Origin of the sequence: Pseudoalteromonas sp. N1230-9 (assembly GCF_032716425.1) — a bacterium.
GTDB lineage: Bacteria > Pseudomonadota > Gammaproteobacteria > Enterobacterales > Alteromonadaceae > Pseudoalteromonas.
Genome location: NZ_CP090419.1, coordinates 292,430 through 314,740, shown reverse-complemented (window position 1 = coordinate 314,740; position 22,311 = coordinate 292,430). Strand labels below are relative to the sequence as shown.

Sequence of the window (22,311 nt, the reverse complement as noted above, 5' to 3'; positions counted from 1 at the left end):
CACAGGCACTTACTCTCATCGTTGTTACTTCTTAAAAGGGACTGCCATTCTTGCAAAGTAACGCCTTGATATTAAGCACCTGTGAAACGCTGAATTCTGCATCTTGAGGTGGTTTGGGTATATTATTGACCGTCTAAGCTACATTGCTTATTAAGAAATAACTCCAACTGTTGACTAAATAGTCTGAAGTCCCTAATACGCCCAGTGGTTTTTCGCCACACAATACCTATGTCACGATAGGCATCAGCTTGTGAAGGTGTTGCGACCATCTCTTTCTTATCTAAAATGCCCGCATTGATCGCCATTTGTGGTAAGAAGGTAACACCAAGTTGATGCTCTACCATACTAAGTAAAGTGTGTAAGCTTGCTGCCTCAAACGGGTTAATGCAGCTTGAGCGATTTAAATGGCAAGCACTTAATGCATGGCCTGTCATACAATGCTCACGTTCTAATAAAAAGACACTGGCATCGGGTAGTAAATTAAAATCTTCTACACCATTAGCTGGCGTGTAATCTTTATGGTGCACTAAGCTGAAGTGATCTTTGGCAAGCACTTGGGTGTGAAATTTTTCAGTATCGTACGGCAATGCGAGCAGTGCCATATCAATTTGCCCATGCTCTAACTTATCAAGTAATTTATCGCTGGTGTCCTCAACCAAAATTAACTCTAACTCGGTAAAGGTTTGCTTGCAGAAATGATACAAAGGCGCTGCAATAAAACTGGCAATGGTAGGAATAACCCCTAATGTCAACGTGCCACTTAAGGGGGTGAGGAAGCTTTTCGTTAGCTCTTTTAAACTTAAAGTATCATCAATGATTTTACGTGCTTTCTCGACGACCTCTTCACCGATTGCCGTGAACATTAAGCTGCGATTTTCTCGCTCAATCAACTGACAACCCAGAGTTTCCTCTAGATTTTGAATAGCACTACTTAATGTAGATTGGCCAATAAAACACGCGCTCGCAGCACGACCAAAATGCTGATATTGATGGACTGCTAGTAAATACTGTAGTTGTTTAATACTTGGTAAGTTATTCATACTCTTTTTTACTACCTGCAAATAAAAAGACCCCAATACCTAGGGCATTGAGATCTTTTCAAGCTAAAAGTCTGTTAGTACTTTTTTATACCCCAAAGGCAGTTCTCAGTACGTAGAAAATAACAATAGCAAGGGCTGCGCCAACTGGCAATGTAATTACCCAAGAAACTACAATGTTTCTTACAACACCCATGTTAAGTGCCGCAATACCACGTGCCATACCAACACCTAATACCGCACCAACCAGTGTTTGTGTCGTCGAGATAGGTAAACCCGTACCTGAAGCGATAACAACTGTAGAAGCAGCAGCTAGTTCAGCAGCAAAACCACGGCTTGGTGTTAAGTGAGTGATACCTTCACCAATTGTTTTAATTACTTTCTTACCCAAAATAGCAAGACCAGCAACGATACCTAAACCGCCTAACGGTAAAATCCACCATGCGATAGCCGCTTTCTTCGCGATTTCACCGTTGTGCTCCACAATATTAACAACAGCAGCAAGTGGACCAATCGCGTTAGCAACGTCGTTTGAACCATGTGCGAATGCCATACAACATGCTGTTAGTACCATCAGTACTGCGAACACTTTCTCAACGTTGTTGAACTGCATTTTCTTGTCAGCTTTAGGGTCGATTTTAAGACGCGAAATCGCAAACTTACCGATAATACCAACCACGACCGCAATGGCGATTGAAAGCGCATAGCCTTCAACGGCACCTAAGTTAATACCAATATGCTTCAAGCCTTTCTTGATTGTAACAAGTGACATAATGAAGCCCGCAAGACCCATGTATACAGGCACATAACGCTTGGCATTTTTAAGTGGTGCATCGGTATCAAAGATGAGCTTTTGCGCACTCATGAAAATGAGGTAAGCAATAAAGCCTGAAATTGCAGGCGTGACAATCCAACTACCTACAATGCCCATTACCTTATTCCACTGAATTGCTTCGCTACCTACCGCAACAAGCGCAAAGCCTATAATAGCACCGATAATTGAGTGAGTAGTCGATACTGGCCAGCCAAGGAAAGAGGCAATCAATAACCAGCTACCAGCAGCAAATAATGCGGCGATCATACCAAGAATCATAAGCTCAGGTATGTCTGCAAATGGCGCCGCGTCGATAATACCTTTACGAATGGTAGAGGTTACCTCACCACCGGCAAGATAAGCACCTGCGAATTCAAACACCATGGCAATGATGATTGCTTGTTTAATAGTAAGTGCTTTTGAACCTACTGATGTACCCATCGCATTAGCTACATCATTCGCGCCAATACCATAAGCCATGAAGAAACCGACTGCTGCGGCAATTAAAACTAAAAACGTGCCGTAATTTGCAATGATATCCATTGTGTGAAACCTTTAATTTTTCGTATTTGAACTGATTTTAAATTATCGAGCTAACATCAGCTCAAGACGAGAACCTACGCGCTCAGCAATATCAGCTAAGTCGCCAACCCATTCAATGATCTTGTATAAGAACATTGCATCAATAGGGTTAAGTTCATTTTCGACGGCGCGCAATTGACGGCGTATTTTAATTTGCATGTCATCCGTGTCTTGTTCAATTGCGTCCAACTCAACGAGCATTTTTTCAACTAAAGTAACTTCACGACCTTTAAAGCCCGTTTCTAATAGCTCATCTAGCTCATTAATTGCTTTTGATGCCTGTTTAGTTGCATCAACACAGCGAACAACATAAGCAAGGAAATCTTCTTGAATTTCAGCAGGAATAGTCATTTCTCGACCAACGACACGCCCTGCAATATCTTTCGCTTTATTCGCTATTTTGTCTTGTTGAGTAACAAGTTCAAGTAAATCGGTACGCTCGACTGGCATAAATAAGCCACGCGGTAGTTGAAGGCGAATATCACGTTTCATGTCATCCGCTTCACGCTCTAAATTACGAATGTTTAGACGGATTTCTTCCGCTTCTTTCCACTCTTCTTTAAAAACGTGATTAAAGAAAGGGATCAAGGCCTTACTTGCTTGATGTACTTTCTTAATGTGATCTTCCATAGGCTTAATAGGAGATTTAGCAAATACCCCTAAAAATGCATTTGTAGGCATAACTGACCCTTTAATAAATTAGTATGCTTTGGCAGGTTCGAATTTTACAGCATTGTGTTCGATTGTGAACGCTTTTTCTGCCTTACATAACCAATAATAGACAAAGCGGCCACTGGGCCGCTCGGTTAAATATTGAAAAGTAGCGGATAATTTACAGCGACTTTTCTATATCCTCTTGAGATGTATGACGAATATCTTTGCCGTTAACAAAATAGATAATGTATTCAGCAATGTTTTGACAACGGTCACCAATACGCTCTAAAGAACGTACAGACCATACTAAATCCATAATTTTTGGGATTGAGCGTGGGTCTTCCATCATATATGTCATAATTTGACGTGTAATAGCTTCATATTCACGGTCAACTTTGGCGTCTTCTTTGTGTACTTCAAACGCACATTGCACATCCATACGAGCAAATGCATCAAGTACATCGTGAAGCATTTTTGATACTAGACGACCCATATTTTCAATATTTACTAATAAGTCTTGCTGGTCTTTAGTGAATGAATCTAAAGCAACTTTTGCAATCCGTTCTGCTTCATCACCAATGCGCTCTAAATCAGCAATGGTTTTGGCTATGGCAATGACTAAACGTAAATCACTGGCAGCTGGCTGACGACGAGCAATAATACGCGTGCACTCTTCATCAATGTTCACTTCCATCGCATTAACTTTATAGTCATTTTCACGCACTTTTTGCGCAAGTTCTGCATCACCATTGCTTACTGCATCTAATGCGCTATTTAGTTGCTGCTCAACTAGACCACCCATGTTTAAAACATGGTTGCGCACATTCTCAAGCTCTTGATTAAAGCGACCTGAAATGTGTTTATTAATGTTATGTTCCATTGTCTACCTCTATAAATTCGTTGACGTTCACTAAGCTAGGCAGTTGCTAGCCGTAACGGCCAGTGATGTAGTCTTCAGTTTTCTTCTTAGTTGGCGTCGTGAATAACGTGTTGGTATCTGAATACTCAATCAGCTCACCCATGTACATAAACGCTGTCTGATCAGATACACGTGCAGCTTGTTGCATGTTATGAGTAACAATAACAACGGTAAACTTGCTCTTTAAATCATTAATTAGCTCTTCGATCACTAACGTCGAAATTGGATCAAGTGCTGACGTTGGCTCATCCAGAAGAAGTACTTCAGGTTCAATAGCGATTGAGCGAGCAATAACTAGACGTTGTTGCTGACCACCAGACAAACCAAATGCACTATCGTGTAAGCGGTCTTTCACTTCGTCCCACAACGCTGCACCGCGCAAAGACTGTTCAACCACTTCGTCTAATTTACGCTTTTCTTTGATACCTTGTAAGCGTAGGCCATAAACAACATTTTCGTAGATTGATTTTGGAAATGGATTCGGACGTTGGAAAACCATCCCGACATTTCTACGAAGCGCTGCAACATCGACGTTTTTGTCATAGATATTATGGCCTTGAAGCAAAATCTCGCCTTCGATACGACAGCTATCAACCAAATCATTCATTCGATTGATACAACGTAAAAGTGTTGATTTACCACAACCTGATGGCCCGATAAACGCGGTTACCTGACCTTTCGGAATGTTCATATTTACGCCACTTAGCGCTTGCTTATCACCGTAGTATAGATCTAAGTTTTTAATCTCTAATGCTTTTTGTTCAGCCGTTAGATTATCTAAATCTAGTTTTGCCGCGCTTTTTGCTTGGTTTACCTGTGGTGCAACTGTAATCATCTCTGTCTACCTATAAAAATTCTGTATTAATGCTCAAGAGCTCTAAACTTTTCGCGTAAATGGTTACGAATACCAATCGCAGTGATATTCAGGGCGATAATTACTGATACCAGTAAGAATGCCGTCGCATATACCAGCGGACGTGCCGCTTCTACGTTAGGGCTTTGGAAACCAACATCATAAATGTGGAAACCTAAGTGCATAAATTTTCTATCTAAATGTACATATGGGAAGTTACCGTCAAGTGGTAATGTTGGTGCCATCTTCACAACACCTACCAGCATGAGTGGTGCTACTTCGCCGGCCGCACGTGCAACCGCTAGGATTAAACCTGTCATAATCGCAGGGCTTGCCATTGGAATGATGATACGCCAAAGTGTCTCTGCTTTAGTTGCGCCAAGAGCCAATGAGCCATGTCGTACTGTACTAGGAATACGTGATAAACCTTCTTCTGTTGAGACAATAACAACAGGTAACGTTAAAATCGCTAAGGTTAATGCAGACCAAATCACACCCGGTGTACCAAATACAGGGCTTGGCGATGATTCTGGGTAAAATAGTTGGTCAATACTGCCACCTAACATGTATACGAAGAAGCCTAGACCAAATACACCGTAAACAATTGATGGTACACCCGCAAGGTTGATTACCGCGATACGGATCATCTTAGTTACTGCATTTTTCGCAGCGTATTCGTGTAAATAAATTGCTGCAACAACGCCAAATGGCGTCACAATAACAGCCATTAATAGTACCATAAAAACAGTACCGAAAATGGCAGGGAATACACCCCCTTCCGTGTTCGCTTCACGTGGGTCATCTGATACAAACTTACCCAGTTGCGCAAAGTAATGACCAAGCTTAGCAAAGAAACCCATGTCATTCGGGAACCATACATCAAGCACCTGATAAAGAGGTAAAGTCACCACTTCACCACGCATGTCTTTAACTGTAACCTGATCACGTTTTGCTTCTTTACGTAGTGCAAATAATTGCTTTTCAAGTTCTGAATACTCAGCACGAAGTTCAGCACGTGCTTGTGCAAGCTCAGCGACACGCTCATCGGTAAGTTCATTATCAAGCTGGTATGCTTTTTCTTTTAAACGTAAACGCTCAAGTTCATAGTTAATGTGACCAATGTCGCCATTTTGTAGATCCAGTGCTTGGTCATTTAACTCAACTGCACGCTCCACAAGCTCATAAAGTACTTCAACTTTATTTTCAGTAATCACTTCACCATCTTTAAAAACCTGCTCGACATAACCGTAAAAATTACCATTTTTACTGCGTTCAAATACCGCTAATGCAGCAGGTGCAGTACGCGATTGAATATCCGTTTCCAATACCCAACGGAAATCCAGATCAACGTACTCACGGTTACCGGTTTTAATTAATAATCGCTCTAACTCGTCTTTTTCGTAATGAGATAAATCAACGCCCGTCGCTTCAATACGAGATTTTGGAACAAGTTCACGGTCATAAATTTCACCAATTACCGTTTGCTTGGCTACAGAACCCTGTAACTCAAGCTGCACAACTTCTGATGGCCAGAAAAAGCTTAAACCTTTCCAAGCAATCATGGCTAATAAGCCAAGAACCGAGATTAAACTGATGCTAACCGCACCGCCGGTCATCCAAATCCAAGGAGAACCAGACTTAAACCACTGCTTTACCATGTCGTGTCTCTCCACCTACATTGAACTATATTTATCACGCAGTTGCTGACGTACAAACTCAGCCACTGTGTTGAAAATAAATGTGAATATAAATAATACAAACGCTGCTAAGAATAGGATTCGATAGTGTGAACTACCTACCTCAGATTCTGGCATTTCTACTGCTATGTTCGCTGCAAGGGTTCTCATCCCTTGGAAAATACTCCAATCCATAATTGGTGTATTACCTGTAGCCATCAGTACAATCATGGTCTCGCCTACCGCACGACCAAGTCCCATCATCACCGCCGAGAAAATACCAGGGCTTGCTGTCAATAACACAACACGAACAAGGGTTTGCCATTGCGTAGCCCCAAGCGCTAAAGAGCCATTTGATAAGTGCTTAGGCACACTGAATACGGCATCTTCAGCAATAGAGAAAATAGTCGGAATGACAGCAAAGCCCATTGCGATCCCCACAACAAGTGAATTTCGTTGGTCGAATGTCATGCCTAATTCGTTAGTCAGAAATTGACGCACATTACCATCAAACATCCAAAGTTCAATTGTGCCGCTCATAGCAAATGATAACCAGCCAATGAATAACACGACTGGAATCAATAGAATAGAGTGTGAACCTTCTGGAATGCGATGACGAATTGAGTTCGGTAACTTATTCCAACCAAAAGCAGTTAATAAAATCCCTAATGGTAAAAGAATTAATAAACCGATAATCGCTGGTAAGTGCTCTTCAATTAATGGTGCCAACCAAAGACCAGCTAAGAAACCAAGAATTACCGTTGGTAGTGCTTCCATGATTTCAACTGTTGGCTTAACCACTTTACGTAGTTCGCTCGACATAAAGTAGGCTGTATAAATTGCCGCAGAAAGTGCAATTGGCACGGCAAATAGCATGGCATATAACGCTGCCTTAATCGTACCAAATGAAATGGGTACCAATGAGAACTTAGACTCAAAGTCATCACTTGCAGAGGTTGACTGCCAAATATAACCTGGCTCTGGGTAGCCTTCGTACCATACTTCTTGCCATAGTGCAGACCAAGTCACCTCAGGGTGTTCATTGTGGACTTCTACAACTTTTAATGCATCATCCGCTAAAATAAGCGCAGCATTTGAGCGTGGTGCAATTGCAAAGTTTTGAATTGGGCCGTCACTTACTTTACCTTGCCACAGTTTTGCATCACTTGTGGTGTAATAAATACCTAACTCACCGTTAGCACCTGCGGTGAAGAAAGTACGACGATAAAATTCAGTAAAAATATTTAACTTAGACTGTTTACTGGTTTCAAAAGCACGAATCTTTTTAAATTCACGGCCATCTTCTGTATTTACTTCAAACCACTGTGAGACTTCGCCATTATCATTAGCAAGCATTAACGAGTTAGCACCAGCTAATAGCTGAGTTGAAACAAGATTTGCGTTCTCTTCATTTGCAGCAAGCAATTGGATTTGCTCAACCTCTGAAGGGTAACGCGTATCATAAACATAAATTTGATTTGCAGAGCGCACGAATGTACGCGTTGTATCAGGTGAGATTAATAGCTCATCAACACGTCCTTCAATATCAAGCTCAGTGCGTTCAACAACCCACTCAACTTCGCCTGTGAACATATTTTCTTCACCCACAAAGCTGCTAAATAAAACGCGCTTGTCTGCTGTTAAAGCAACAACCGCGGTTTTATCTTCATAGTGGCTAAATGCAAATTTAGTAATCGCCGCACCCTGATCATCAACCTCAAGGGCAATGTCACCTAAAGGATAATCTAAACGCGGTGTTAACTGGCGCTGATTATTCGGAAACGTGACTAAAAACTTTGGCGCTACGACAACCACAGAGCCATTTTCAAGACCATAAGCGTATTGACCTTGAAACGGTGCTGAGCTTGCAAAACTGCTCACATCGCTTGGTAATTCTGTATTAAGAGTGGTGATCTTCTTACCAAAGTGGTCTTTTTCAATATTGTAAAAGTCCACATTACCTGTTTCACCTAGTAAGAAAGCAACTTCGGTTTGCTCCTCCATGCCCAACCCTACAACTTGAGATGCATTCGTTAGCTTCACACTGTTACGTGTTTCCACTTTTGCTGACTCAAAAATAGGCTGAACAACATAAAGAAGGTAAAAGAAAATAAGTAACAGTGCTATCAGCACCATTACACCACCTGCGGAAATACCCCATTTGGCAAACCTGTCTTTAAATAGACGGCTTCTATCCGTATGAAAGGTCGGTTTACTCGGATTGGAAGTCATCAAAACACCCTTAAATCTTAACGTTGGGCGGATTATATTTCACCAAGATGACAGTATTGTTACAAACGTCATAATTGAGTGTAATAAACGACTTTATTTGGGGAGTTAACATCTTTTTAAAGTATGGCTTAAACCGTGCCATAAGAAAGTTCAATGTCTTTGACTAAGATTTTGTTATAACTAATCTTTTATAACTATATGAAAAAAATTGGACAAATACTCAAACAGCATCAATACTCAATATGACTTATTTTTCAATAATAAGAATCATTTTAACCAAAGCCTCCCTCCTTTTTCATTTTTTTCAGAGGCATTTTATAGAGATTTAAGCATGAAGCAGTTAGTAATCACCATACTTGGTCCCGATAAACCGGGGCTCGTTGAAGATATTTCGGCCACAATTTTAAGCCATCACGGCAATTGGCTATCGAGTAATTTAAGTCATTTAGCAGGTCACTTTGCAGGCATTATCGAAGCTGCTGTACCAGAGGAGCATCTACAAGAGCTACAAGATGCTTTGCACGGTTTACCTCATTTAGAAGTACGAATCGAGCGTGGTTCAGATATCCTTCCAGAGGTGTCGACGGAGCAAATTAATTTTGTAATAACAGGCAACGATAGACCTGGAATCGTACAAGAGCTCGCCAGTGTAATACGCCATAAAGGCGCAAACATTACACACCTGAACTCAAAACAGCAGAGCGCACCTAACTGGGGAGTCCCTATTTTTAGTGCTGTTGCAACGGTCGCCTTGCCTGTAGGCATGAACAAAGATGAAGTAATAACAGCGCTTGAGTCAATTACCACTGACTTGATTGTTGATATTGAGGATGCTTAAACCAAGTACCACTTCTACAACTTAAGCTAGATTAAGCGTGTCACAAAACTGACACGCTTGTCATACTTGTGTCATCTGTATCCTCTATCTTTTATTTAATAATAAATATTTGAGAAATCAGATGAATGCCACCCCTTCCTCATCACCAGCAATGAGTTATTTCGCCAAAGAACTGAGCTGGCTATCTTTTAATGAGCGCGTGCTACAAGAAGCAAAAGATAAATCCAACCCAATTATTGAACGCATGCGCTTTTTAGGCATTTATTCAAATAACATGGATGAGTTTTTCAGAGTACGTGTTGCGGATGTGAAACGGCGAATTTTACTTAATAAAATTCCTGATGCGAACTTTGAAGAAGATGAGATTTTACTTCATCAGATCCAAAGCAAAGTGCTACAGCTTGGCAAAAAATTTAATCAGATTCATAAAGATATTTTAAATGATTTAAATGAGCACAATATTCACGTAGAACTCCCTGAAAAACTATCTGAATTTCACGTAACCTGGCTTAAAAAGTTTTTTCACGACAATGTGCTGCAATATATATTGCCGATTTTACTCTCTGAAAAGAAAGACTACTCAGATCAAATAAACGACACCATGACCTATTTGTTTGTCGAAATGACGAATCAAAAAAGTCATTACGCGATGCTAGAAGTTCCCACAGATCGCGTGTCTCGCTTTGTTATTTTGCCACCCGAAAAAACACGCCGTCACAAAACCATTGTGATGCTAGATGACATCATCGCTTATTTTATTCGCGATGTGTTTAGCAGCTTTTTTAGTTTTGATGATATTCAATGCTACGCCATAAAACTCACCCGCGATGCTGAATACAACTTAGATGATGAGCTTGAAGAAGGTTTACTCGACAAAATGTCGAAAGGCCTGAAACAACGAATTTCTGCCGAGCCTGTGCGCCTTGTTTATGACGAAAGTATGCCTGATGACATGCTTAAAGTGATGAAAAAGCGCCTTAATATAAGTCAACATGATGCATTGATCCCAGGGGGTCGATATCGTAACTTCCGTGATTTTATTGCCTTTCCTAATGTGGGCCGTCAGTATTTAGAAAACAAGCCCCTGCCCGCATTACAAAGCACTGCTTTTACTAATCACTCGAGTGTGTTTGATGCCATCTCAGAACAAGATATTTTACTTTATTACCCCTATCACACCTTTAATCATTTACTTGAGTTTGTGCGCCAAGCAGCTTTTGACCCTGATGTCACACAGATTAAGGTCAACATTTATCGTGTAGCCAGCCAGTCTCGCCTTGTTTCTACGCTAATAAATGCAGCAAAAAACGGTAAACACGTCACGGTAATGGTAGAGCTTAAAGCGCGCTTTGATGAACAAAATAATATCGAATGGGCGAAAACGCTCAGTAATGCAAGTATTAAAGTTATCTTTGGTATCCCTGCTTTAAAAGTACACAGTAAATTATGCGTCATTCATCGCAAAGAAAAGCATAACATCGTTAAATACGCGCACATTGGTACGGGTAACTTTCATGAAAAAACCGCAAAAATTTATACCGACTTTAGTTTGTTTACTAAGCATGAGGGCATAACGGAAGAATCTGACAGCGTATTTAGGTTTATTGAAAGTAGTTACAAACCATTCCAATTCGATCACTTGATGATTTCACCTGTCAATGCCAGAGAAACAATCACCTCATTGATCAATAAAGAAATAACTCATGCTGAGCAGGGTAAAACGGGTCGAATTACAGTAAAAATCAATAACCTTGTCGATAAAGAACTCGTTGATCATCTTTATTTCGCCGCAAGGCGTGGGGTAAAGATACGCATTATTGTACGTGGCATGTGCTCTTTAGTTCCGTCATCACTTAGTGGCAATGATAATATTCGTATTATCAGTATTGTAGACCGCTTCTTAGAGCACCCCCGGGTAATGGTGTTTCACAATAATGGCAAGGAGAAAGTCTATATTTCCTCAGCCGATTGGATGACCCGAAACCTCGACCACCGTGTTGAAGTGGCCACACCAATATATGATGCAAAATTAAAGCAGCTCATTATTGATATTCTTGAGCTACAGTTTAAAGATAGAACTAAAGCGCGCATAATCGATAGCGAACAAAAAAACAGCTATGTGCGCCGTGGCAATCGTAAGAAAATACGTTCGCAAATAGCTATTTATGACCACCTCAAAAAATGGGAAAGTAACTATAATAATGAATGATTATTCCTCTATTGCTGCCGTTGACTTAGGCTCAAACAGTTTTCATTTAGTGGTGGCAAGAGAGGTTGATGGCTCTTTGCAAATCTTACATAAAGAAAAACAACGTGTTTATTTAGCTGATGGTTTAGATGATAAAAATCACTTAAGCCAAGCAGCTATTGAACGTGCACTAGCCATTCTTAAACAATTCGCCACTACCTTACAGGACTTCCCCCTTGAGAATGTCAAAGTAGCCGCCACTTACACATTACGCCGTGCTAAAAATATTCATTCGTTCCTAACCCAAGCTAGCAAAGTGTTTCCTTATTCAATCGAAGTAATATCAGGGCAAGAAGAAGCGCGTTTAATTTATCAAGGTGTTGCTCATTACATCCATCACGATGATAACCGCTTAGTCATTGATATCGGTGGCGGCAGTACCGAACTCATCATTGGCAAACACTTTAAGCACACATTACTGGCGAGTCGAAATATGGGCTGTGTCAGCTATACCAAGCAGTTTTTTGCAGATGGGCAAATTACCGCTAAGCGCTTTGCCAAAGCTGAGGTTCGTGCTGAACAAGAACTCGAAGTGATATTTGCAAACTACTTATCGGCAGGCTGGCAATCCGTGGTGGGTACATCGGGCACGATTAAATCTATCCTTGCCATGATTAATGCTAACGATACCGAGCAAGAGCTAATTACATTAGAACGATTATTAGAACTAAAAACTCAGTTCATTGCTGCTAAACAAATACCCGCACTACACATTGAAGGTCTCACAGCTGAGCGACAAGTCAGTATTTGTGGTGGTTTAGCTATTTTAATTGCCATATTCAGGCTATTTAAGATAAAAACGATGCAATACAGCGACTTTTCACTTCGTGAAGGCTTGCTTCATGAAATGCAGCAAAAGCTCGCCCATAGAGATATTCGCACGAATACCATAGCGAACCTATCTGAGCGCAATGTCATAGATAAAGAGCATGCTAATCGCGTCTCAACAACTGCAAAGTGGCTATTCGAACAAGTAAGAGAAACATGGCACCTGACTGACTCTGATCACATAAATCTACTGGATTGGGCTGCGCAATTACATGAAATTGGCTTAGGGGTTAATTCGTCGGGATTACATAAACACAGTGCATATATCGTAGCGAATAGCCAATTACCTGGCTTTACGCAGCAACAACAAATTCTACTAAGTTGTATGATCCGCTTTTACCGTAAAAAAATTCGTTTGGAGGAGTTTCCTACACTGCATACCATGCAGCATTATGAAATATTACGGCTCATTGTGATTTTGCGCTTAGCAGTACTACTGAATCAAAAACGCACAACCGATCAAGGTTTTAAACTTGAAATCACAGCCAAGCAAAATAGTATGTTCTTAAAATTTAATACTAACTGGCTTAAAGAACATACCTTGCTTTTGGCTGACTTACAGCAGGAGCAAAAATACCTCAAAAAGGTCGGCTTTTTACTCGATTTTCATTAAGCAGATTAATAGGTTAATAGGTTACATATCCATATGGCGGTTAGAGCTTTGCATCATTTGCTTTAAACCTTGTTGCTCTAACTCAAGTAGACGTTCAAGTTTCTCAATCGTTTCAGGGGTCTCGGCACGAGATACTAAATATTCATATAGATCAATAACCTTCTGGTGTTGTGAGGTTAAATAGACTTGAATAGCTTTCTCATCTATTTGCTGATCAGTACTGATGTCTTTAAAAGTAATAAGCTCAGGATTTTCAGCAAAATACTCATAGCAATACGTATCTAGGGTATTAATTTCAGTAATCGCTTTAAAGCCAACCAAGTCTTCAGCAAGCTTTTTCTCATATTGTAGATAATAATCCACCAGCATTTGATTATGCTCGTCTAATAAATCTTTAACACTATGAAAATTCGCTGCCATCTGGGTGTGAAACATCACAGTCCAATCATAAACTTGTTGTATTGTTTTAACTTGCATGTGCATTCCTTACTAAAATCAATTTAATAAGACTCTGCATAAATCACACCAGAAAAAAACTTAATTAATATCAAAACCTTAAATATAAAGGTATGTAACTTATAGTAAGAAGAACGTACAAGTTACACACCCACTGTAAAATTTATAGGTGTCGTTTACGCCATATAAAATAAAGCGCAGGCAAGACTAAAAGTGTTAACACAACAGCACTTAGCATACCACCGACCATAGGCGCGGCTATTCGGCTCATCACCTCACTGCCCGTTCCTGTACCATAAAGCACTGGCAGTAAACCAATGATAATGGTTGCCACTGTCATCATCACAGGCCTAACCCGAAGGCCAGCACCATTAATAATTGCTTGGCGCAGCTCTGTAACCGTAAATTGTGCTGATTGCGCTTTGGCATCTTGATAAGCTTGGTTGAGATAAACCAGCATGATTACGCCAATTTCAACGGCAACCCCCGCAAGCGCAATAAAGCCGACTCCAACGGCAACAGAGAAGTTAAAACCTTCAAGGTACATCAGCCAAATACCGCCTATCATCGCAAGCGGTAAGGTCAGCATGATCATTGCCACCTCAATAAAGCTTCTAAAATTGAGGTATAACAGCACCACAATGATTGCCAAGGTTAATGGCAATACATAACTGAGTTTAGCTTTTGCGCGCTCCATATATTCGTATTGCCCCGCCCAAGTAATTGAGTAACCAGCAGGTAGCTCGAGTTGCTCATGCAGCGCTTGTTGCGCACGCTCAACGTAACTGCCGATATCACTGCCTTCAATATCAATTAAGCTCCAGCCATTGATACGCGCATTTTCACTTTTAATACCCGGCGGGCCATCTTCGATAAAGACATGGGCTACGTCGGCCAATGCGATACGCTGGCCGTTTGGCGTCACTATCGGTAACAACTTAAGCTCTTCAGGCGAGTCGCGATAATCTTGCGGATAACGCAAGTTAACTGGATAACGCTCTTGCCCTTCAACGGTTTCAGTCACATTCATGCCACCGATAGCAGTGGCAACAACCTGTTGTACATCAGCAATGTTCAAACCGTACCGCGCTGCTTTTTCACGGTTGATATCGACTTTGATGTAGCGACCACCAGCAACGCGCTCTGAATAAACCGAAGCCGTACCCGGTAAATCTTTTAAGATGACTTCAATTTGCTCACCAATTTTTTGAATTTCACTCAGTTTTGGCCCTGCAACTTTGATCCCCACAGGCGTTTTAATCCCAGTGGCAAGCATGTCAATTCGCGTTTTGATTGGCATAACCCACGCATTAGTGAGCCCTGGGAACTTAACCAGATTATCGAGCTCTTTTTTCAGTTTCTCGGTTGTCATACCTTCGCGCCACTGTGATTTTGGCTTTAACTGAATAAAGGTTTCGATCATGGTGAGCGGTGCGGGATCTGTCGCAGTATCGGCACGACCTACTTTACCAAATACTGATTCAACCTCTGGCACACTGGCAATTAACTTATCGGTCTGCTGTAAGATTTCACGGGCCTTACCAATGGAAATACCTGGGTAAGTCGTTGGCATATACATTAAGTCGCCCTCATCAAGGGGAGGAATAAACTCGCTACCAATTTTATTAACTGGATAAAAGCCGATAGCAGCCAACACTAAGGCCAGTACCAGCGTTGTTTTCGGCGCTTTTAACACCGCATTTAACAAGGGTTTATAGGCTGCCACCAATAAGCGGTTTACAGGGTTTTTCTGCTCCGAAATAACCTTACCGCGAATAAAGTAGCCCATTAATACCGGCACCAATGTAATCGCTAGACCTGCCGATGCCGCCATGGCATAAGTTTTTGTGTAAGCCAGTGGCGAGAACATGCGCCCTTCCTGTGCTTCAAGAATAAACACCGGCATAAAGCTGACTGTGATAATTAATAAACTAAAGAATAATGCGGGCCCGACTTCTGCGGCTGAGTCCATCACCACTTGCCAACGGTTTTCGTCGGTCAGTGGGGTTTTCTCCATATGCTTATGCATATTTTCTATCATTACGATAGCACCATCTGTCATGGCACCAATGGCAATCGCTATCCCGCCAAGCGACATGATGTTGGCGTTTATACCTTGCCAATACATCACCACAAAAGCCGTTAAAATACCCATTGGCAGCGTGATAATGGCTACGATCGATGAGCGTATATGGAATAAAAACACCACACACACTAAGGCCACGACGATTAATTCTTCAATTAACTTTGAGCTTAAGTTATCAAGTGCTTGGGTAATTAGGTTTGAACGGTCGTACACAGGGATGATTTCAACGCCCTCTGGCAGGCCTTTTTTAAGCGACTCTAGCTTTTCTTTTACTAGTTTAATGGTTGCTTCGGCGTTTTCACCAAAGCGCATCACCACCACACCACCAGTTACTTCACCTTCACCGTTAAGCTCGGCAATACCACGGCGCATTTGCGGCCCAAGTTTTATATCAGCCACATCGCGTAATTGCAGTGGCGTACCATTGGCATTAGTACCCAGCGGAATGGCTTCTAAATCAGCCACACTTTTAATATAGCCTGTGCTCGATACCATGTATTCGGCTTCAGCCATTTCGACCACCGAGGCACCACGCTCTTGGTTACCTTGCTTAATTGCTGTTTGAATTAAACTCAGCGGAATACCATAAGCACGCAATTTATCGGGGTCGACATTCACCTGATACTGCTTAACCATGCCGCCAACAGACGCCACTTCTGATACACCAGGTACAGTTTGCAGTTCAAACTTTAAAAACCAATCTTGCAGGCTTCGTAGCTGGCTAATATCGTGCTTACCGGTTTTATCCACCAGCGCATACAAGTAAATCCAACCCACCCCTGTTGCATCAGGGCCAAGCTCAGGCCTCGCTGAATCAGGTAAGCGAGCACTTACTTGACTCAAATACTCTTGCACTCGACTACGGGCCCAATAAAGGTCAGTGTCTTCGTTAAAAATAACGTATACATAAGAGTCACCAAAAAACGAAAAGCCCCTTACCGTTTCAGCCCCAGGCACCGACAACATCGCTGTGGTGATAGGAAACGTTACTTGGTCTTGCACCACTTGTGGCGCTTGCCCTGGGTAAGAGGTTTTTACAATAACCTGTACATCAGATAAGTCAGGCAAGGCATCAACTGGGGTATTCTTTAAAGAAAAAATCCCAAAGCCCGCCAACATTAAAGACAGCAGTAATACAAAGAAACGATTACCGACTGACCAACGGATCACGGCTGCTATCATTGCATTTCTCCTTGCATAGGGTGGCTTAGGGTCATGATGTCAAAAATCACAAACTCACCGTCCACCAATTTAAAGGTAAAATGCACTTCATCATCACTTTGTAAACTAGACATATCGATACGCGGAGAAAAATGAAACTCCATGGTTGCAGCCTCGCGGCCCCACTTAGGGATAGCCTCACGACTGATCACGGCTGTGCGGGCTTCGCGGTCAATACTGTTGATCACGCCATTCACCATTGCGCTGTCACTATCCGGTTCTTGCATACGCATAAAGTCAGAACTCTTACTTGATTCTGAGTCTATTAAGAACTGCGCTGAAACCACGACGTTATCGTCTTTCAATAAGCCTGATAAAATTTCGACATCATGATTGTCACTACGACCTAACGTCACGGCAACTGATTTAAAGCGCCCTTCGCCTAAATCAATCACGACACGGTCTTGGCTACCGGTGCGGATCACAGCTTCTTTGGCTATCACTAATTGTGGTTCAGTTGGCTTAGTCGTAATGCTGACTTCAGCGAACATATTCGGTTTTAATAAGCCATCTTGGTTGGCAAAGCGCAAACGCACGCGCAGGGTACGGTTTTTCTCATCAAGAGTTGGGTAAATGTAATCGACCTTACCCTGCCAGCGTTGTCCTGGTAAGTAGTCGAGTGTCATAGTCACTGGCAAGCCTTTATGAATAAGCCCTGCTTGACGCTCAAAAACTTCAGCTTCAACCCACACTTCTTCTAGATGTGCAATACTCATCATGGTTGTGCCTGGTTTCACGTAAAAGCCTTCGCGGATATTTAGCTCATCCAATACGCCACTTTGCTTGGCATAAAAGGTAATGTTTTGCCTAACCTTTTGGCTTTGCTCTAATCGCGCAATAAAATCATCAGAAACATTCAGTGAGGCTAAACGTGCTTTTGCCGCACGAATCAGCACCGCGTTGTTACGTTTAAGGGCAAGCAATAGCTCTTCTTGTGCGTTTACTAATTGTGGAGAATATAATGTATAAAGAGGCTCGCCTTGCTTAACTTGGTCACCTGCGGCTTTGACATATAAGGTTTCTATCCAACCTTCAACACGAGGGTGAATATGCACGAGTTGGTCTTGGTCGTATTGCACATAACCAACCGTATCAACGGTAGTCTGTAATGATTTAAAACGCACAGGCGCTGTCCTTACCCCTAAGTTATTAACGACCGCGGGGGAAATTCTAACGGTACCTGGGCTGTCTTCAGCGCTACTTTGCTCCTCATAAACGGGGACCAATTCCATACCCATCGGTGATAAACCTGGTTCATCACGGCGGTAATTGCTGTCCATGGGCGCCACCCAATACAATGGTTTTTTCTCAGCGCTTGGCATTTGTGCATGATCTGGCGCAGCAAACTTATTTACAGCCGTTGCCAATGCTGCACCTACCGCCAAAGCGACAACTAATTTCACTGTGTTATTCATTGCTAGCTCCTTGGCTTTGTGCTGCATTTATGCGGTTATCTTTTGCTGCTGCGTAATAATTGAGGCGAGCGAGGGTTATTTGTTTATCGATTTCGATGTTTAACGCATCAATTTTTGCGTTTAGTTCGCTAATGCGAGCACGCATCACTTCTGAAAAGTCGCCATCATCGTTGGTGTATGCATTTAGAGTCGCCTCGGCTTGCTCAGCCATTTGCGGTAATAGCTGTTGCTGATACAGCGCTTTGCGCTGGGCTAGTCGGCTTAGTTGGCTAAGCTCTTTAAAATACTGACCTTGCAGCTTTTGTAGAGTAATAAGCTTGTTAGTTTTTACCGCCTCTGCACTAGCTATTGCCGCATTCACTTGTTGATCTTGACGATTATCAGTAAATAGCGGTAAATCAACACTAACGCCAATTGAGAATAAGTCAGCGCGAGAGTCACCCATCGGGGTATCATCACGATAGCCATAGCCTAGGTTCATACCAAATTGTGGTTTGTAGGCTTCTTTAGCCACTTGCACTTGGGTGTTTTTAGCACGTAGTGCATGTTCAATAGCAATAATTGCTGGATGACCCATCAACACTTCAGTGACACCCGATGGGACGAGCTTTTGATAAGGCATTAATGCGGTCACTTTGGTACTTTCATCACTCACTGCACCATTTAGCATGTCAATAGGTAGCCATTGCGCCAGTCGCTTTTTGGCACTATCAAACTGCTGCTCTAGCATCACCAGCTTATCTTCAAGACGTGTTAGCTCTAGCTGAGCGCGAATAATATCTTGCTGGCGAGTCGCACCAAGTGTATTAGCATAGCTTGCTTCTGTTATATCAATGAGTTGATTGAATAATGCTTTATCTTGGTTAATCAATTGAATGCTTTTTTGTGCGCGATAAGCGTTTAGCCATGCTTCGCTAACAATGGCTTTAACCTGAGCTTGGCGGTCTGCTCTAAGCCAAGGGTATTGCTCAGCCGATTGCTGTAATGCTTGCTGCTGTAGGGCAAGACTATCACCACGACTAAATTGTTGTGATAAGCCCACTTTGAATTGCGTCATACCTTCTTGGTCAAAGGCAAAGCCATCGGTTGGTAAGTTCATTAGGCCAACAGTTAATACCGGATCTGGTAAGGTACCCGCAGCAATGCTTTGCGCTTCTATTGCCTGTTGCTGATATTTATTTGCCTGTAACCAAGGCTCGTGAGTCAATGCATAATCAATCACCTGATTGAGTGCCAACGGCTCTGCTTTCACTAAACTTGAGGTTATCAATACTGCGCCTAGAGAAAGCGCCTTAATCAATTTGCTGTGAATCATCACATGCTCCAAAAATCTTAAATAATGGTAAAAAACAATAGATTTAGGGTGCAGAATGAGGTGTTCTTGCAGCGTGATGCTGAATTTTAGACAGACCTATCCTGCTTAAGCAGTAATAGGTGGGCGGTATAAGGAGCTTATATGAAAGCTGAGTTGGCTTACGCCTAACACGGTGACTTTTTCAGATTGCTTAATTGAACTAACAACTAAGCTATTTAGAGGAAGGAGTGAGTGAGCTGTACAGGCATTGAACGGACACGCACAATCGCTGTTATCCATGATATCTTCATGGCAACAATCCATATCACTCATGTCGCTATCAGCGCTCATATTTGCGTGATGGTCCATTTGCATGCTGGCATGTGGCATATCACACACCATAGCAACAGACGCAACTGACTGACCCACAAAAGTGAGCAGCATCATAGCTATCAATAAGTAGCTTGAAAGTCGCGCCATCATCATACCTTAAAAATTAACTGCCCAAATTGTAGCCCGAAATTTACGCACTCGACAAGGGTTTATCTATTTTTATGCTGCTAGTTGCTGCAATAGCAAACAGGCAATAGCCGGTAAAAAACCAAAATCCATCGCCCAGCTCGGCATGCATTCTTATCAGCTCACCCATTTGCCCGTCGGCATTACCAGCTAGATAGGCCACGATCAATGCAATCACAAATACATCAACCATACTCCATTTACTTAAGCCTTGTACTAGTTGGCCAAGTACGCACTTAAACTTGGTGGCGGGTAAAAAGCAATAAACTAACTGCATCAATAATTTTAATGTGGGGATAACAATTGAAAACACAGCAATCAGTGCTGCCACCAAATAATTTTTATTGTTGGCAAGCTCATTCACTGTGCCCCAAATGCTGCGTGTTTTTTTGTAGGCATCTATTTCACCTTCAAGCTTATCAAGCCCTAACATGCTTGATGCCATCATTAATACACTACGGGTATTTCTGTCGCCTTCATCGGCAATCATTTCAATACCTGTTTTAGCCAGCTCTGACTTTTTTATTTTGCCTTCTAAAGTCAACACTGGCTGAGTTACACCCGGAATTAGTAAAGCTAAAGCAACGATAATGGCGATAACTGGAAAGATAACACGCATTTTAACTAACCAAAAAAATGAATAGACTAGGTATAATAACTAACTTAACTAGTCGAGTCAGTAACTAAGGAGAGCGTAGAAAATACATCATCAGCATAGGCTCTTGATTCGTACATGGCTGCATAAACAACATCCATTTTTGAGGCGGGGCGAATCATCACAAGTAATTCATCTGCTGACTGCCAATGTTCTTCCTCTACAGCTTTAACGAGTTTCAATGTTCCGCCAAGCATACCGTTAAAACTTAACAGCGCACTGGACAACTCAGCGCCTAACGAAAACTCTTTTGCAACAAGGTCAATCTCCATATCCAAAATAGCGTCTAAAACAGATAGCATACCAACCAAATAGCCTTGCTCTGCCAGCTCTTTTCCACCAGGTGCTAACATTAACGAAATAAATTTAGCACGCATTAACCCTAACTTTGTCAGCTCAGAGGGTTTATCATTACCCAGTTCACTCAAGGCAAGCACGCGGACAAATTGTCTTATGGCGTCTTCACCCAAGTAGATAACAGCTTGTGAAATAGATTTGATAGTCTGCTGGGCACTGCTTGAACGTGCATTTACTAATTTTAAGATGCGTGCAGTCAGCCCCAAATCTTTTGCAACGCGCTCTTGTACAGCAGCAAAGTCTATATTCGGTTGAGCCGTACAGTTTAAAAGTTCTAATACTGCGACTTTAGAAGGCTCAACATTGCCATACGTTAATAACTCGGGGCGAGCAAAAAAGTAACCTTGAAATAAGTCACAACCTGCCGCTTTTAATTGCTCAAACTCTTCGTAATTTTCAATTCGCTCAACAATAATTTTAGCTTTAGGGAAACTACGTTTCAGTTTTTTGATCATCATATTTGTTTTAATGATCGGCTGTTCAACTTCAAGTTTAATAAAGTCCATTAATGGCAAAATAGGTTGCCACTTTTCGCATCCGTCATAATCATCCAAAGCAAAAAAGTAGCCTTCATCTTTTAGTTGTTTTACACGTTGAGCGACGTGAGGAATGCTCGTTGTACGCTCAACAATTTCGATGACTGCACTTTGAGGCTGCAATAACTTTGGAAAATCATCCAATATTGCATCGGTAGACAAGTTGATAAATGCAGGTTGAAAGCCAGTAAGTTTCTCTAGCCCCATTAACATGAGCGCATTAAAAAACAACCGCCCTGTCGCTTGACCATCGCTTGTGCCTTGAGGAAATACGTTGTCAGTTGACTCTCTGTATAATAGCTCGTAGGCATATAGAGTTTTATCAGCATTAAATATCGGTTGCCTAGCTATATACTGAGTCACACTTTGACTCTTACTTCCTTCTATATTTAATTCTGACATTTTACATCCCGCTTAATTGTAAAAATCAACACTACAACTGTTCTTAGTATAGTGAAAGGTGTTTTCTTGCCAAACA

The 22,311-nt window shown here is 41.8% G+C and carries 17 protein-coding genes; 3 read left to right on the top strand and 14 right to left on the bottom strand.

The features are described from left to right. Positions 1–122: 122 nt before the first annotated feature. The 7 genes from LY624_RS01535 to LY624_RS01505 form a co-directional block, all read right to left on the bottom strand. A complete protein-coding gene (locus LY624_RS01535; protein ID WP_341803708.1) occupies positions 123–1,040 on the bottom strand; it encodes a hydrogen peroxide-inducible genes activator in 918 nt (305 codons plus the stop codon). An 85-nt stretch (positions 1,041–1,125) separates the two neighbouring features. After that, positions 1,126–2,394, bottom strand: a complete 1,269-nt coding sequence (locus LY624_RS01530) for an inorganic phosphate transporter (RefSeq protein ID WP_130151577.1) — start codon at positions 2,392–2,394, stop codon at positions 1,126–1,128. Between the two features lie 42 nt (positions 2,395–2,436). Next, on the bottom strand, positions 2,437–3,114 hold the full coding sequence (locus tag LY624_RS01525; RefSeq protein ID WP_130151576.1) for a TIGR00153 family protein: 678 nt from the start codon (positions 3,112–3,114) through the stop codon (positions 2,437–2,439). 151 nt (positions 3,115–3,265) lie between these two features. Continuing rightward, on the bottom strand, positions 3,266–3,967 hold the full coding sequence (gene phoU, locus LY624_RS01520; protein ID WP_062567219.1) for a phosphate signaling complex protein PhoU: 702 nt from the start codon (positions 3,965–3,967) through the stop codon (positions 3,266–3,268). Between the two features lie 46 nt (positions 3,968–4,013). After that, positions 4,014–4,841, bottom strand: a complete 828-nt coding sequence (gene pstB / locus LY624_RS01515; RefSeq protein ID WP_062567218.1) for a phosphate ABC transporter ATP-binding protein PstB — start codon at positions 4,839–4,841, stop codon at positions 4,014–4,016. A 26-nt stretch (positions 4,842–4,867) separates the two neighbouring features. Further along, positions 4,868–6,517 (bottom strand): phosphate ABC transporter permease PstA, encoded by a 1,650-nt coding sequence (pstA, locus tag LY624_RS01510; protein WP_130151575.1) that lies wholly within the window; start codon positions 6,515–6,517, stop codon positions 4,868–4,870. A 15-nt stretch (positions 6,518–6,532) separates the two neighbouring features. After that, positions 6,533–8,767 carry an ABC transporter permease subunit gene (locus LY624_RS01505; RefSeq protein WP_341803707.1) on the bottom strand — a complete coding sequence of 745 codons (2,235 nt, stop codon included), beginning with the start codon at positions 8,765–8,767 and terminating at the stop codon, positions 6,533–6,535. Between the two features lie 331 nt (positions 8,768–9,098). Here LY624_RS01505 and LY624_RS01500 point away from each other — a divergent pair, with 331 nt between their 5' ends. From LY624_RS01500 to ppx, 3 genes are all read left to right on the top strand, one after another. Next, complete coding sequence (locus tag LY624_RS01500; protein ID WP_062567215.1) at positions 9,099–9,605, top strand: glycine cleavage system protein R; 507 nt, start codon at positions 9,099–9,101, stop codon at positions 9,603–9,605. Positions 9,606–9,726: 121 nt separating this feature from the next. Then, the gene (gene ppk1 / locus LY624_RS01495; RefSeq protein ID WP_341803706.1) at positions 9,727–11,814 is read left to right on the top strand and encodes a polyphosphate kinase 1; all 2,088 of its coding nucleotides are present in this window, start codon (positions 9,727–9,729) and stop codon (positions 11,812–11,814) included. Beyond that, on the top strand, positions 11,807–13,294 hold the full coding sequence (ppx, locus tag LY624_RS01490; protein ID WP_341803705.1) for an exopolyphosphatase: 1,488 nt from the start codon (positions 11,807–11,809) through the stop codon (positions 13,292–13,294). The genes ppk1 and ppx overlap by 8 nt, the downstream gene beginning before the upstream one ends. Positions 13,295–13,315: 21 nt before the next feature. Here the strand turns inward: ppx and LY624_RS01485 are convergent, their stop codons facing one another. The 7 genes from LY624_RS01485 to LY624_RS01455 all read right to left on the bottom strand — a co-directional run bounded on the left by LY624_RS01485 (position 13,316) and on the right by LY624_RS01455 (position 22,235). Further along, complete coding sequence (locus LY624_RS01485; protein WP_130151571.1) at positions 13,316–13,771, bottom strand: hypothetical protein; 456 nt, start codon at positions 13,769–13,771, stop codon at positions 13,316–13,318. A gap of 142 nt (positions 13,772–13,913) precedes the next feature. Further along, positions 13,914–17,018, bottom strand: coding sequence for an efflux RND transporter permease subunit (locus tag LY624_RS01480; protein WP_341803704.1), 3,105 nt, complete (start codon positions 17,016–17,018; stop codon positions 13,914–13,916). After that, positions 17,015–18,472: an efflux RND transporter periplasmic adaptor subunit gene (locus tag LY624_RS01475; RefSeq protein WP_341803703.1), complete on the bottom strand. Its 1,458-nt coding sequence runs from the start codon at positions 18,470–18,472 to the stop codon at positions 17,015–17,017. The genes LY624_RS01480 and LY624_RS01475 overlap by 4 nt, the downstream gene beginning before the upstream one ends. Next, positions 18,465–19,787: a TolC family protein gene (locus LY624_RS01470; protein WP_341803702.1), complete on the bottom strand. Its 1,323-nt coding sequence runs from the start codon at positions 19,785–19,787 to the stop codon at positions 18,465–18,467. Before LY624_RS01470 ends, LY624_RS01475 begins: the two co-directional genes overlap by 8 nt. Positions 19,788–19,892: 105 nt before the next feature. Beyond that, positions 19,893–20,246, bottom strand: coding sequence for a hypothetical protein (locus LY624_RS01465; protein ID WP_237119822.1), 354 nt, complete (start codon positions 20,244–20,246; stop codon positions 19,893–19,895). A gap of 43 nt (positions 20,247–20,289) precedes the next feature. After that, positions 20,290–20,904, bottom strand: coding sequence for a paraquat-inducible protein A (locus tag LY624_RS01460; protein ID WP_341803701.1), 615 nt, complete (start codon positions 20,902–20,904; stop codon positions 20,290–20,292). A 44-nt stretch (positions 20,905–20,948) separates the two neighbouring features. Then, entirely contained in the window at positions 20,949–22,235 is a 1,287-nt protein-coding gene (locus tag LY624_RS01455) for an EAL and HDOD domain-containing protein (RefSeq protein WP_341803700.1), read from the bottom strand. Positions 22,236–22,311 lie beyond the last annotated feature (76 nt).

What these genes read in the sequence shown, in the direction of transcription:
- LY624_RS01480 (WP_341803704.1), bottom strand. Translation starts at nt 17,018, where the DNA reads ATGATAGCAGCCGTGATCCGTTGGTCAGTCGGTAATCGTTTCTTTGTA.
- LY624_RS01485 (WP_130151571.1), bottom strand. Translation starts at nt 13,771, where the DNA reads ATGCAAGTTAAAACAATACAACAAGTTTATGATTGGACTGTGATGTTT.
- LY624_RS01475 (WP_341803703.1), bottom strand. Translation starts at nt 18,472, where the DNA reads ATGAATAACACAGTGAAATTAGTTGTCGCTTTGGCGGTAGGTGCAGCA.
- ppx (WP_341803705.1), top strand. Translation starts at nt 11,807, where the DNA reads ATGAATGATTATTCCTCTATTGCTGCCGTTGACTTAGGCTCAAACAGT.
- LY624_RS01455 (WP_341803700.1), bottom strand. Translation starts at nt 22,235, where the DNA reads ATGTCAGAATTAAATATAGAAGGAAGTAAGAGTCAAAGTGTGACTCAG.
- LY624_RS01505 (WP_341803707.1), bottom strand. Translation starts at nt 8,767, where the DNA reads ATGACTTCCAATCCGAGTAAACCGACCTTTCATACGGATAGAAGCCGT.
- LY624_RS01460 (WP_341803701.1), bottom strand. Translation starts at nt 20,904, where the DNA reads ATGCGTGTTATCTTTCCAGTTATCGCCATTATCGTTGCTTTAGCTTTA.
- ppk1 (WP_341803706.1), top strand. Translation starts at nt 9,727, where the DNA reads ATGAATGCCACCCCTTCCTCATCACCAGCAATGAGTTATTTCGCCAAA.
- pstA (WP_130151575.1), bottom strand. Translation starts at nt 6,517, where the DNA reads ATGGTAAAGCAGTGGTTTAAGTCTGGTTCTCCTTGGATTTGGATGACC.
- LY624_RS01465 (WP_237119822.1), bottom strand. Translation starts at nt 20,246, where the DNA reads ATGGCGCGACTTTCAAGCTACTTATTGATAGCTATGATGCTGCTCACT.
- LY624_RS01535 (WP_341803708.1), bottom strand. Translation starts at nt 1,040, where the DNA reads ATGAATAACTTACCAAGTATTAAACAACTACAGTATTTACTAGCAGTC.
- LY624_RS01530 (WP_130151577.1), bottom strand. Translation starts at nt 2,394, where the DNA reads ATGGATATCATTGCAAATTACGGCACGTTTTTAGTTTTAATTGCCGCA.
- pstB (WP_062567218.1), bottom strand. Translation starts at nt 4,841, where the DNA reads ATGATTACAGTTGCACCACAGGTAAACCAAGCAAAAAGCGCGGCAAAA.
- phoU (WP_062567219.1), bottom strand. Translation starts at nt 3,967, where the DNA reads ATGGAACATAACATTAATAAACACATTTCAGGTCGCTTTAATCAAGAG.
- LY624_RS01525 (WP_130151576.1), bottom strand. Translation starts at nt 3,114, where the DNA reads ATGCCTACAAATGCATTTTTAGGGGTATTTGCTAAATCTCCTATTAAG.
- LY624_RS01470 (WP_341803702.1), bottom strand. Translation starts at nt 19,787, where the DNA reads ATGATTCACAGCAAATTGATTAAGGCGCTTTCTCTAGGCGCAGTATTG.
- LY624_RS01500 (WP_062567215.1), top strand. Translation starts at nt 9,099, where the DNA reads ATGAAGCAGTTAGTAATCACCATACTTGGTCCCGATAAACCGGGGCTC.